At 52.0% G+C, this 13,352-nt stretch carries 8 protein-coding genes; 3 read left to right on the top strand and 5 right to left on the bottom strand.

What is annotated here, in order from left to right; genetic code table 11:
* Window positions 1-3 precede the first annotated feature (3 nt).
* A complete protein-coding gene (locus tag G445_RS10830; RefSeq protein ID WP_022866398.1) occupies window positions 4-1,329 on the bottom strand; it encodes a hypothetical protein in 1,326 nt (441 codons plus the stop codon).
* 248 nt (window positions 1,330-1,577) lie between these two features.
* Here G445_RS10830 and G445_RS0104695 point away from each other — a divergent pair, with 248 nt between their 5' ends.
* The 3 genes from G445_RS0104695 to G445_RS09755 all read left to right on the top strand — a co-directional run bounded on the left by G445_RS0104695 (window position 1,578) and on the right by G445_RS09755 (window position 5,116).
* On the top strand, window positions 1,578-2,975 hold the full coding sequence (locus G445_RS0104695; protein WP_022866397.1) for a hypothetical protein: 1,398 nt from the start codon (window positions 1,578-1,580) through the stop codon (window positions 2,973-2,975).
* Window positions 2,968-3,999: a hypothetical protein gene (locus G445_RS0104690; RefSeq protein WP_022866396.1), complete on the top strand. Its 1,032-nt coding sequence runs from the start codon at window positions 2,968-2,970 to the stop codon at window positions 3,997-3,999. The genes G445_RS0104695 and G445_RS0104690 overlap by 8 nt, the downstream gene beginning before the upstream one ends.
* 238 nt (window positions 4,000-4,237) lie before the next feature.
* Entirely contained in the window at window positions 4,238-5,116 is an 879-nt protein-coding gene (locus tag G445_RS09755) for a tetratricopeptide repeat protein (RefSeq protein WP_022866395.1), read from the top strand.
* Window positions 5,117-5,336: 220 nt separating this feature from the next.
* Here the strand turns inward: G445_RS09755 and glgB are convergent, their stop codons facing one another.
* The 4 genes from glgB to trpS form a co-directional block, all read right to left on the bottom strand.
* Window positions 5,337-7,595 (bottom strand): 1,4-alpha-glucan branching protein GlgB, encoded by a 2,259-nt coding sequence (gene glgB / locus G445_RS09750; protein ID WP_022866394.1) that lies wholly within the window; start codon window positions 7,593-7,595, stop codon window positions 5,337-5,339.
* Window positions 7,596-7,689: 94 nt separating this feature from the next.
* Complete coding sequence (locus G445_RS0104675) at window positions 7,690-9,630, bottom strand: hypothetical protein (RefSeq protein ID WP_022866393.1); 1,941 nt, start codon at window positions 9,628-9,630, stop codon at window positions 7,690-7,692.
* Between the two features lie 179 nt (window positions 9,631-9,809).
* On the bottom strand, window positions 9,810-12,131 hold the full coding sequence (locus G445_RS09745; protein ID WP_022866392.1) for a maltotransferase domain-containing protein: 2,322 nt from the start codon (window positions 12,129-12,131) through the stop codon (window positions 9,810-9,812).
* A gap of 113 nt (window positions 12,132-12,244) precedes the next feature.
* On the bottom strand, window positions 12,245-13,345 hold the full coding sequence (trpS, locus tag G445_RS0104665) for a tryptophan--tRNA ligase (RefSeq protein ID WP_022866391.1): 1,101 nt from the start codon (window positions 13,343-13,345) through the stop codon (window positions 12,245-12,247).
* Window positions 13,346-13,352 lie beyond the last annotated feature (7 nt).

Genomic DNA, 13,352 nt, shown 5'->3' with positions numbered 1-13,352 from the left:
GTTTTAGTGAGCTTCGCCTTCCTGTACGCCTTCCTCACTAGCCTTGTTTAATTCTGCTTTATCTTCGCCACTCTCAACAATTTCTTGCAGAGCAAGAGGGACGTTCGATGAAGAAAGAAGGCCACGCATATCCTCAATATATGTAGACAGAAGGGCGTGTTGTTCCTTCAATCCAGCAACTTCCGCATTGGCACTTTCACGCATAGCCGAGGCTTCTTCACGTGCATCCGTGCGCATACGTTCAGCTTCACTACGTGCAACGTTCAAAATATGCGTGGCTTCAGCGCGGGCTTCCTCAATGCGTTGAGTTGCTTCCTGGGTGGAGGACGTATTCAAATCATTTGCCTTCTGAGTTGCCTCCTGAGCACTCTGTTCAGCCTGAGCTGCACGAGCTTCTGCTTCATGAACGAAAGCATTGAGTTTTTCGCGAGTCTCTTTATCAATACGAGAACGCTCGGCAGCCTCATCGGCCTGCTTGTCTGCCATTTCCCGCTCTGTATCGGTACGTAGCTTGGTGACGTAACTTTCCGTTTCTACTCGTAAAGCCTGCGTTTCCTCATCGGCTTGGCGCCGCACATTTTGTGCGTACTCCTCCGCTTCACTACGCATCGCCTCAACCTCGCGCTTCGTTGATTCGCGTAAAGTAAAGGTTTCATCCTGAGCTTCTTTACGTAAAGTAGCAACTTCCTCAGTTGCTTCAGCTCGCATCCGCGCGATTTCATCCTCTGTGCTGGTGCGTGCCTGCGTCAATTCTTTCGTGAGGATAGCGCGAGCATTTTCTTCATCATGCTTGAGCTGGGTGCGAATTTCTGCTTCCTCATGACGAACAACCGCACGAATATGCTCGGCTTCACGAGTTGCAGTTTCTACAAGATTCTGCGCTGTTCGTTGAGAATTTTCGGTGAGCTCATTGGCCTCGGAAGTTGCGCGCTCACGAGTATCCTCGGCATCTTTTCGCGCATTATCGAGGGTTTCCTGAGCTTCAGTGGTGGCGCTATCGGTAAGATGTGTGGCTGAGAGTTTGGCGCGTTCAACAAGTTTTTTGGCGTCGGCATTGGCTCGTTTTATAACATCCATCGCCTGTGTTTCAGCTGAGCGCATCAATGATTCGAGCCGTGTTCCCAAACCGGAATAGGACGGCCGTTGCTGTTCTTGAATTTTCTTCTGCGCTTCAGCCAATTGCCCTGAGACTTGAAGAAATTGACTATCAAGGTCGGCAAGTCGTGAGCGCGCTCTGCCCAGAGCGTCGTCTAACTGGTGAATATATTCGTCAACCTGGGCTTTGTCATACCCTCGTCGAACAGTAGGAAATAGCTCAAATTCTGTCATGGCGCACCTTTCTCAATCTTCAATCTAAGGGTACTGGAAGTTTACGTTAGTCGGGAGAGAAACACATGTTGTCTTGAAAAAGCGGAAGAAGAACACATTAATGTCTTAAAAATAACTGAATTTTTCTTGCGCCTTCAGCATTAGTGGCGGGAAAAACTATGACCGTTCCACATAGCTTCGGTATTATAAGATGAGGTATGTATTTTGCGCCCATGTATGCGTGTTGGGCGTCACGTTAAGAGGTTAAGATGAAAAAATTCGGGGGAACAGCTCTTATTGCCGTCGGCTTTATTGCCCTGGTGATTGGGTTGCTACTCGGCACGGTGTTTAAATCGTCGTTGAGCGCATCCGGTTCCACAACAGCTAACGGCAAGGGTGTTGTTATCACGCAACCGGGCGCGTTAGAAATGGGTGGAACGCATGTGCGTATTTCCGTCACCGCGCCGTCTAGTGAGAAAATTATCGTCGCAACGGGGTATGGGGACGATGTCACCAACTACGCGAAGGGTTTGCGCACCCAGGTTATTACCGGGAAAAAGGATGATGAACTGGTCACTAAGATTCAGGATGGCGAAGCGAAACCTCAACATCTTGACACCTCGGATATGTGGTTTAACGTCGAGAAAGATGCCGGCAAAATTGATTTTTCCTATGACGTGAAAAGTTCAGGAAATGAATCTATTATTGCGACGACGGAGTCCGGCGCAATTCCCACGGTGAAACTCACGTGGACATCGACATCTACTCGCACCATGCCGGTGCTGGTGGGCGTCCTTGGTTTAATATTGACAGCCATCGGTTTCTATATGAATCGACGTCAGAATCATGAAACAAATCACGTTATGGCGAAACTCAAGGATCGTGAGGCAGGGGCCCGCACCAAGGCTCGTCGCGCGGCGCGAGCTGCTGAAGAAACAAGCGTTCTTCCCAAGGTGAAAGATCCGGTTGATGTATCGCGTGAAGAACAAAAAGAATTGACGCTAAACACCCTGGGTGCCGGTATTTTACCGGTCAGTCCGCGTGCCGAAGAATTACGTGAACGTCCTCTCCAAGATAAGGATCGTATTGTTTTGGAAAATCCTGAAAGCGAGGAGGAAACTTCCGACGCACAGGAGGAAACCAACGAACCTGCTGATTCCCCTACGGAACCAGAAGTGGCATCCACACAAGATGAGGATGAGCGTGGCGATAGTGATGAGGTTACTATCGGGGAGCACAGCGTAACTGATAATGTCCGTGGCGATAGTGATGAGGCTGCCACCGGAGAGCACAGTGTAACTAACAATGTCCGTGGCGATTTTAATCAGGTCGTTACCGGGGAGCACAGAGTAACTGGTGATGGCGCGCCGGAAGATACCGCGAAAGGCAAAGCGAAGGGATTGAATTGGCATCCTGTTCGTTCAGAAACTGCAACTAAGGGTGGAGCCAGGGCTGCAGATACGCAACCCATTCGTCGTGAATCTATTATGACTCCGGAAATAATAGCTCCCAACGAACCCGGAAGCTCACCCATTATTCAAGCCTCCATGAACCAATCCAAGGTGAACGTGAATACCGAGGAGACGAGTAACTGGGATATGTGGGGCGAAGCGGGTATAGCCAAGAAAGAGACGGAACACGATAGTGAGGAAGAAAAGAATGCGTAAGCACACACGAATTTACGGCGCCATTGCGGCAGTGAGCATTCTTTTCGCTGGTTGTGGGGCAACCTCCTCACTCAGTGCAAAAGAAGCAAAGGTGGAAGATCGTCCCGCGATTGCGACCACGAAATTTAAGGAAACCGTTATCCCCACAATTTTCAAGAAATTGCAACAGAGCGATAAAGAATTAAAGAAGGAAGGTTTCGACGGGCGTGTTTCTGGTCCCATCGCACGTGAACGCGATGCGCATTACCGTTTGAAGCATCTTCTTGGCAACGCATACAAGATGCCGGAAATCTCCCAGGCAACTGATTCATTAGCTATTTCCGGGCAAAAATTCCCGCGAAACGCTATTGCGATTGTGAATTGGGCGTCTAATAAGACGACTCAGGGAATTGATATTTTCGTGCAGAATCAGGCGCGGGATAACTGGTCCGTGTGGGCGGCCATGGATATTTTGCCAGGCGCTAAGTTGCCGAAAATTCCTGCCGGGGAAAAAGGTGCGCAAAGCATAGTTGCCGAGGATAAGGCGGGGCTCATTGCTTCACCTAAAGAAATTCGGGACGGCTATATTAATGCGCTCAATGGCGCGGATACCGGCGGTAAAGTTTATACGGCGGGGAATTCTCCAACGGAGCCTGATACTGTTCGTAAAGAATTAGCTACTACCTTCGAGGGATATAAGGCAGGAGTTCAGGGTGTTGGGACGGCCGCGCAGAGTTTTGCCCCTGTCGATAACGGAATTCAGGCTCTTCGCACCGAAGATGGTGGCGCGCTTGTTATTTTCCAGGTGAATCACGGAATTAAGCTGAGCGTAACAGCAAATGGCGGAAAAATGACGGTGAAAGATCCACGAATCGCTGCGTTAGCAACTAATGCGACGAATGCGGAGGTCGGGGTTAATAAAAACATGGATATTAACGGTACTTTCACCATCGCTCTCTATGTTCCCGCGGATAAGGCGAAGGAAAAGAATATTTCGGCGGTCTCTGCCAGCGCTTATGTGATTACCGATGTGAAAAATGGGTAACCAGGCTGGTTCGTGATGAATATGTTGCGAGGCTTGTTCGTGGCGGATATGCCGTGAGGTTGCTTTTAGGTAAGGCTTGTTCGTGGCGGGTGCGCCGTGAATATGGTTATGTTTCGCGGCGAGTGTTCCGTAAATGTCCTGCTACGGTTTGGGCTGGGTTTCCGTCGTAACAACAACCACGATGTTTCCCGCACGGATTCATCATCAGATTAATATGGATCAATGTTGAAGGAAGAATATGTCACTGTATGGTGCCGTTGATTTAGGTGCGCGTAAAGCAGCGCAGGAACAGGAAAAGGCTGCCGCAATTCCGGGAAAATATGTGCGGACATTAAATGTTCAAGGACTGCAAGAAGTTGCAGGGCTTTCGGAACAGGTTCCCGTTATTGTTCTATTTACAGGGGACGGTTTAGCGGGAGAAGTTGGCGCGCTTCTTGAAAACGAAAGTAAGAACCGCGACGGACGCTTCCAGGTTGCCGTGGTGAATGCTCAAACAGAAGTGCAGCTTGTGCAGGCTTTTGGTGTTCAGGCTGTCCCAACGGCCCTTGCCGTGATTAAAGGCCAACCCGTTCCTCTTTTCCAAGGCGTCCCCGATACAAAGGCAATATCTCAGGTTATTGATCAGCTTCTTGAGGCAGCTAAAGGCGCGGGTGTTGCCGGGCGTATTAGCGGAAACGAAGAGGAAGCCGGGGCTCCTTTGCGTAATGAGCATGAAGTGGCTGCGCTGAAGGCGATGGACGCCGGAGATATGAAGCTCGCCCATGCCGAATTCACAAAACTTCTCGACGAAGAACCGGGTAACGAAGCCGGCATTGTTGGGTTGGCCCAGATTTCTCTTCTTGAGCGTGTGGAGGGAACGTCGCCCGAGGAGGTCCTTGCAAAGGCTGATAGTGCCGGGATTCAGGACGTCGATGCGCAACTTCTTGCTGCGGATACGGAAGTTGCCGGGGGACGCCCAGATTTAGCTTTCCAGCGCCTTATTCATGTGATTAGTGTGAGTGGCGGGGAGGAAAAAGAAAAGGCCCGCGTGCATCTTCTTGAGTTGTTTAACGCTGTGGGTGCATCGACTGATCTTGTGAAAGACGCACGTAAGAAGTTGGCTATGGCGCTGTTCTAAACGTCTGTTTTTCGTTAGCTCTATGCCATTTCATGCTTTGCTCAGGCGCGTTATATCGGGCGCGTTATATCGGGCGCATTACATCAGGCATATATTTCTCACTGATAATGCCTGAAAGATGCCCGTAAGAAGTTGGCTACGGCATTGTTCTCGCAGGTTTGACACGAGCGGGGGGTGTGAAAACTACGTAGTTTTCACACCCCCCGCCAGGTGAAGAAAGTTACTTTTCGGTACCTTCTGCCTTTTCAGCAACAGCCGTAGCCTCGGCAGCGCCTTCCTCGCAAGCGCAATCCTCAGCTACCTCAGGCATAGTGTGGGTTGGCTTAAGGTAAACAACGCCGAGCGGTGGAAGTTGAACAGGTGCCGAATATGGACGTCCGTTCCATTCCTGCTCGTCGGCAACAACCTTGCCAAGATTACCGACACCACTTCCGCCATATTCCACAGCGTCAGAGTTGAGAATTTCTTCCCACACGCCACCTTCAGGTAAACCAATACGGTAATCGTTGTGAGGAACTCCGGAGAAGTTACAGGCAACCGCAATCACGTCCTTACCGTCCTTGCTACGGCGCAGGAACGTAATAACATTGCCGTTCGCATCCGAACCATCAATCCATTCGAATCCGTGAGGCGTGAAATCGTCGCTGTAAAGAGCTGGATTTTCTTTATAAATTTCATTCAAACGCTTTACAAGGCTCATAATGCCATCGTGGCCCGGTTGTTCGGTGAGCCACCAATCAAGCGAAGAATTATCGTTCCATTCACGAATCTGCCCGAATTCCTGCCCCATGAACAACAGTTGCTTACCGGGATGTGCCCACATGTAGGAGAACAACAGACGCATATTAGCGCGCTTAGCCCAATCGTCGCCCGGCATCTTCCCGTATAGAGAGCCCTTGCCGTGCACAACCTCGTCGTGCGAAATGGGGAGCATAAAGTTCTCTGAATACGCATAGACCATGGAGAACGTGATTTCCCCATGATGCCAACTACGGTTGACGGGTTCTTCCTTAAAGTAGCTGAGCGTATCGTTCATCCACCCCATGTTCCACTTGAGTCCGAAACCAAGCCCGCCACCGTCTGTCATGCCGGTAACGCCAGGCCAGGATGTGGATTCCTCCGCGATCATGAGGGCACCCGGATTGCGACGATACACGGTTGCATTGGTTTCCTGCAAGAACTGGATGGCCTCAAGATTCTCACGTCCACCATACACATTCGGTTCCCACTGCCCATCGTCACGCGAGTAATCAAGGTACAGCATGGAGGCAACAGCGTCGGCACGAATGCCGTCGAAATGGAACTCTTCCAACCAATACAGAGCATTGGCGACGAGGAAGTTGCGTACCTCCCGGCGACCGAAGTTGAACACCAACGTTCCCCAATCCGGGTGGGCGCCACGCTTCGGGTTGGGATCTTCGTAGAGCGGTTCTCCATCAAAGTTGGCGAGAGCCCATTCGTCGGTGGCAAAGTGCGCGGGAACCCAATCGGTAAGAACACCAATACCTGCCTGGTGGAGGCGATCAATGAGGTAACGCAACTGGTCCGGGGTTCCGTAACGTGATGTTGGCGCGAAATACCCCGTTACCTGATAGCCCCATGAGGGAGTGAAGGGGTGCTCTGCAACGGGCATAAACTCGACGTGGGTGAAACCGCAATACTTGACGTGCCCAATAAGCTGATCAGCAATCTCACTGTAGCTCAATCCCTGACGCCAGGAGCCAAGATGAACCTCGTAAATAGAAATGGGGCCATCCATCGGGTTGACGCGGTTCTTCATCCATTCCTCATCCTGCCACTCGTAGGAGGATTCCGTCACAATAGAGGCCGTGGATGGAGCCGTTTCAGAATAGCGAGCCATAGGATCAGCTTTCTGATGCCAGGACAAATCCTTGTACTGGATTTCAAACTTATAGCGGCTACCTGCGCGTGCCTGCGGAATGAAAATTTCCCACAAACCAGATTCGCCAAGGCTACGCATAGAGTGAAGTGTTCCGTCCCAGCCGTTAAAATCACCGACGACGCGGACAGCTTTCGCGTTGGGTGCCCACACGGAGAAGGAGGTTCCTTCTACATCACCAAGAACGGAGGGGAAACGGCGGACATGTGCGCCTAGTGCTTCCCACAATTGTTCGTGGCGACCTTCGCTAATGAGATAGATATCGGTTTCCCCGAGGGTTGGCATGAAGCGGTAGGGATCATCGCTTCGATCCTCAACTCCGCCATAAACAGCAATGACGCGGTAATCCGGTATTTCCGCCGTTGGAAGTACCGCGCGCCAAATGCCGTTAAATTCATGTTCGGCCTGGTAACGCCCATCTAAGGTTTCAATGAAAACTTCGTCGGCCAAACGACGAATAACGCGAATAGTAACAGTTTCGCCATTACTATGTGGTCCTAAAATGTCGTGAGGAGCGTAATGCCACCCGTTCGATACCGCATCTAAAAGTGTTGTATCGACCTGAACGTAATTATTCATCAGTAGTGCCTCTCTGCACTGAACGGCATGCCGGTTACCTGTACGATTCACACAAGACACCGTCAGTGAAATCCGAACTTTTAATTGCTTGAAGCTATTCTAGCAAGAATAAAGCTCCAGCGAGAGGAATAAAAAGCCAATCTGGACGCATTTTTGCCTCGTAAGTAATTTCGTAGAGGACTTTGTCTATGATTAGGGCACGATACAGGGAAAGAAACTGCTGCGGAATCGCGCCATATCCCCGGTAAAAAGCCGATATTGCGGCGCTACGCCAGGAATGAGCGCTACGCTCATCAAGCCCTTCACGTATAGCGTAACCCGCGGCGTAATCAAAAGACCGAATCATTCCGGCAACGTCCCGCAACGCAAGATCTGGGCGACGTCGCTGGGAGAGCGACCGCAAAGGTTCACCCTCAAAATCAATAACGACCCAATGTGTTGCCCCCGGCTCGGTTCGATAGGTGTTAGCGGGGCAAGAGTTACCGTGCGCCTCGCCCGTATCGCTATTTTCGTATGGTGAAGGATTTTCGACGACGGTTGCGCGCCTGGCCTGTGCCTCACCTTTATGTGTGGTTGCGTCGTGTGTGGCGATAGTAGCGCTAGGCGTGTTTTCTTCAGAGAAGCGCCCTGGTTCTTGCGCCGAAACACTCAGGGAAGGGACGCGCAGTACCTGCCCAAGATGGAAATCCCCATGAATACGCTGTAGTTGTGGCCACTCGGAGTGTTCTGCCTCGTCGAAAATACGGGAAATGCGTGACGAAAACGGGACGAGCTCGGGGCACACAGCAAGGGCGTCGCGGGCCCGCTCATCCCAGATTTCCCGCATTATTCGCTTTTCCTGGGCACTTGCGCAAACTGTGGGGCACTCGCGGGCAAGAATATCCAGATATTTTTTCGTTAAACGCCCCAGGGCAACGCACTGTTCACGTGTTATGTCGTTAAGACGAGCGGGAGGCGCTATGCTTCGCGTATGGCCTTCCGCCCCTTTTCCACATTCAGCATTCACCCCGCTTACTGCTTCTACTGCGTCTACAGCTTCTACCGCATCTCTGAGATGCGAGGTAATAAACCTCCAGCCGTCAATAGCGCCCTCACAAAATTCCGAGGCATACAATACGTCCGCGCTCGCGTGAGGACTGTCTGTGTCCGCGGTGCCCACATGATACTTGCCCGTATGTACGCAAGAAGATTCCGCGCTCGCGGTATATTGTCCCGTTGCGTTCTCGCCCACCAGGCTCGCATACCCGTAGGGTTCGGGGATGACCTCGCTACCGGCTAACACATTGGAAAGCTCACAGTCAGGGTTACAGCCTTCAAGGTATCTGCGGAAAAGTTTAATAATGACGGGTTTCGCCCTCGTCGTATAAATAATGGAGGTGTTGGACTGTTCGCCACCATATACCTTCGCATCCAGAACCTCGCCACCACAATTGGCGAAGGCCTCTTTCGCCCTTTTATTTTTATCGACGACGCAGGAGTCCTGTCCCGTGTCCCGTCCGGTGTTTTGCTCGGTGCCCTGTCCCGTGTCCTGTGCTGTGTTCTGCCCGGCGCCATGTCCTGTGTTCTGCCCGGCGCCACGCCCGTTCACGCACGTTTGCTCCGGGGTAGATGCAAGATTATCTTTGCCGAACATTTCGTCAAGTGAGGACTTTTCGCCGCTGCTTCCAGCCAGAGGATGCGTTTCGATACACGGTTGTTGAGCGTGAAGAAAATCCGAATCCCACACGGGGGAGGGAATATTCTTCCACACCAAGCCATGTAATCCCGTAGCCAACTCAAAAATGATGCGCTGGCCGAAAGGATGGTAAACAGCGTCATGGACGCGAGTTTCGGCGCCAGCCGCGTCGTCGAAAATACATGGGACGTTGTAGGTGACGTTTCCCGATTCGATGAGGACCCATGCGAAACGTAAAGTGAAGCCGTCCGAACATATTTCTCGGAGCGAAAGAATGCGAAAATCGGCACCCGGTTCAGGGCCCCACGTGTGAGTGGTGAGCCACGAACCGAGTGCCGAATGAAGGTCGTTTATGTTCATAAACCCTTATTTTACAGGGATAGGTGATTGCGCGAATTACGTGCGAATCGCGTTGGTTACGTGTGAACCGCGCAGGTTACTTATTAACCACGCAAATTACACATGAACCGCCACGCACCCCTCGTATGAGCAGCCGTTGGAGTTACAGCAAAACGGCTACTCATACCTTTAAGGAACAGTTACGGCTTACGAACCGCGAAGATGTGGGCGACATTGCGGTACGGATCAAGGCGAACAAAGGGATGTGCATCCCAGGTGTACGTTCCGTAACCGAGCTGATCGACCACCTCAATGTTGGTGGGAGCAACCCCATCCTCCGTAAACGCGGTCAAATCGAGATCCACGATGCCCTCCTGGGTGTTGTGTGGATCAAGATTAACCACGACAATCACGTGATCCCACTTGCCGTCCGGGGTCTCCTCCGGGCGAGCCGTGCGGGTGAAGCACAAAATGTTCGGGTTCGAGGTGGGGTTAATACGAATATCGCGCAGACGACGCAAAGCCGTGTGTTTCTTACGAATCTCGTTCAGCTGGCCAAGGAGCAACTGAATTCCGTAGGGATCGCGGGTGTAATCGCGGGGGCGGTATTCGTACTTTTCGTTGTTATTCTGCTCTTCGAACTTGCCGCGCGGAATATCTTCCACAAATTCGTAACCGGAATAAATGCCGTAGGTGGGGGCACCAGTTCCCGCTAGAATCGCGCGCATACGCCACGCATTCGGGCCACCGTGCTGCATAAACGGAGTGAGAATATCGTGTGTTGTTGGCCAGAAGGTCGGGCGCAACACGCTATCGGATTCGCGGGCAACTTCCCACAGATAATCCTCAATTTCCTTCTTCTCGTTACGCCATGCGTAGTAGCAGTAGGACTGGTGGAAACCAATGGCGCCCAGGCCACGCATCATAGGCGGAGCCGTGAATGCTTCGGACAGGAAAATAACATCGGGATGCTTTTCGCGGAAGTATGCGAGAATACGCTGCCAGAAAGTGAGTGGCTTCGTATGCGGGTTATCTACGCGGAAGAGGGTGACGCCATGAGACACCCAATATTCGAGAATTCGCTTAATCTCTTCGTAAATACCTTCCGGATCATGGTCGAAGTTCAGCGGGTAAATATCCTGGTATTTCTTCGGCGGGTTTTCTGCGAAAGCAATCGTGCCGTCGGCGCGGTGGCTGAACCAATCCGGGTGTTCCTTCAACCACGGATGGTCCGGGGAGCATTGGAGTGCCACATCCATCGCAACCTCAAGCCCAAGTTCCTTGGCGCGGGCAACAAATGCATCGAAATCATCAATTGTTCCCAAATCGGGGTGGATGGCATCGTGGCCACCTTCAGCCGCGCCGATTGCGTAAGGGGAGCCAGGTTCGCCCGGAAGCGCCGTCAACGAGTTATTCTTCCCCTTGCGGTCCGTTAAACCAATCGGGTGAATCGGCGTCAAATAGACAATGTCAAAGCCCATATTCGCAATACGTGGCAAATCTTCCGATGCGCTACGCAAGGTACCGGAATTCCAGTTGCCGTCGTCATCCTTCCATGCGCCCACGGAACGCGGGAACATTTCATACCAGGAACCTGCCAGGGCAAGTTCGCGATCCACCGCCAGCGGGAAACGTGAGGATTCGGTCAGGAAATCACGCAGGGGATAACGGCTGATAATATCCATAATCGGTTCGGACGTTGCTGACGCGAAACGAACGGAGGCCGGAATTGTCTTTCTGCGAATAACCGCCAGGGCGTCGTTCAGCAGCGGGCGATCCTTACTTCCGCGCGGAAGCAACTTGCTCACGCGACGCAACAGGTGGTCCGCCTCAAGGAACACAAGATCCACGTCCTGATCGAGCGGGAGCTTCATTTCCGCATTATGCTTCCATGTGGCAAAGGTGTCCGACCATGCACGCACGAAATACGAATAGTTTCCTGTGGTTTGCGGGGTGAGCCACGCTTCGTAACGCCCGAGGCCCGGGTGAACGAGAACCATGGGGGACGCCTGCACTTCTTTACCATCCGGATCCACAAGCACCGCTTCGCAGGCGAAAAGATCGTGACCCTCGCGCCACACCGTTGCCCGAACCGGGAATGCTTCCTTTTCCGTGCCCTTCGCGGCCCAGGAACCGTTTTGAACGTTTGGCGTAATATCCATAATCGGAATACGCCCGATATTTGAAAGGTTCGCAGGAACGGGTGAGGCTGGAGCCTCGGGGAAAGCTGTCATAAACCCGGGTGCCGGATCAAGAGCGGCCGGCTTCTTCTTCGCTGTTTTTGCGTGTGCCTTCTTGACTGTTTTTGCGGGTTCTTTCTTTGGAGCTACGGTTTTTGTTGTTTTCGACGACGATGCCGAAGCTTTTTTTGTAGCTACCGGTGCTTTCTCCGCTGCCGGTGTTTTCTTCGCCTGAGCTGGCTTTACTTTCGCTGTCTCCTTTTTCGCGGTGGCTGTGGTTGACGTTTTTTTCACGGTTGTTGCTTTTTTATCGGTGGTTGCGGCAACTGGTTCGCTGTTCATAGAAAGTCCTTTCTTCGTCCCAACTTCGCTGACAGTGGATGGACGGTGGCGTATGATTCTTCGCCGGGTGCCATGAGGTGGCACGTATGTTACCTAGTTTAGGTTATTTTTTGTTAATAGACCATGTGCATGGCTTCAAGCACTTCACGCAGGGTCTGGTCTGCACGCTCATTTGCGCGTTCAATACCCTTGCGGATAATGCCGTCAATGTAACCCATATCTTGAACAAGTTCCGCACGCTTTTCGCGAATAGGTGCGAACATTTCATTAATGGACTCGGTAACCATTTTCTTCAGGGTGCCACTCCCGCCGTTACCGATCTCTTCGGCAACAGCACGCGGATCGCGTCCCTGCGCGAGGGCAGCTAAAAGAACAAGATTGGACACCTCCGGACGATTTTCCGGATCATATGTAATGAAACGTTCTGAGTCCGTGACGGCCTTTTTCACGCGCTTGGCGGTTTCGTCGGCGCTCATTCCAATATCAATGGTGTTGCCACGAGACTTGCTCATTTTTGCCCCGTCAAGCCCCAAAATGGACACTGCCTCGGACAGCAAAGCCTGCGGGCGTGGGAAAACAGGGGTTTTGTGCCCTTCAGGACGCCCGTAACGCTTATCGAAACGATCCGCAATAACACGCGCCTGCTCCAGGTGAGGAAGCTGATCTTTACCAACGGGAACCAGGTTTGCCTTGCAGAACAAAATATCTGCCGCCTGGTGAACGGGGTAGGTCAGGAGCAAACCGGATAGCGGGCGCCCCTCGGTTGCCTCGTGTTCCGCCTTCACCGTCGGGTTACGACGCAACTCAGAATCTGTAACAAGAGAAAGGAAGGGCAACATGAGTTCATTCAACCCCGTAATGGCGGAATGAGGGAAGATTACGGATTCTTCAGGATCGAGCCCGACAGCCAAATAATCTGTTGCCAAGCTACGCACGCGCTCACGAACGGGGCCGGTACCATCACGATCTGCAATAACTTGGAAATCGGCAATAACAAGCCATGTTTCCACACCTTTTTTCTGCAAATCCACGCGGTTCTTCAGGCTCCCAAAATAGTGCCCAAGATGAAGATTTCCCGTGGGACGATCGCCCGTGAGCACACGGAATTCACTGGGGTCAACCGCAATTTTTTCCTCAATTTTGCGACTCACCTCAAGTGCATGGGCAAGGGAAGCATCAGATGTTGATTGTTCGAGAGATTCCTCGACGTTCATATTTCTC

The sequence above is a fragment of the Actinotignum urinale DSM 15805 genome, from assembly GCF_000420445.1.
GTDB classification, from domain to species: domain Bacteria; phylum Actinomycetota; class Actinomycetes; order Actinomycetales; family Actinomycetaceae; genus Actinotignum; species Actinotignum urinale.
This window is presented reverse-complemented; position numbering and strand designations above follow the sequence as displayed.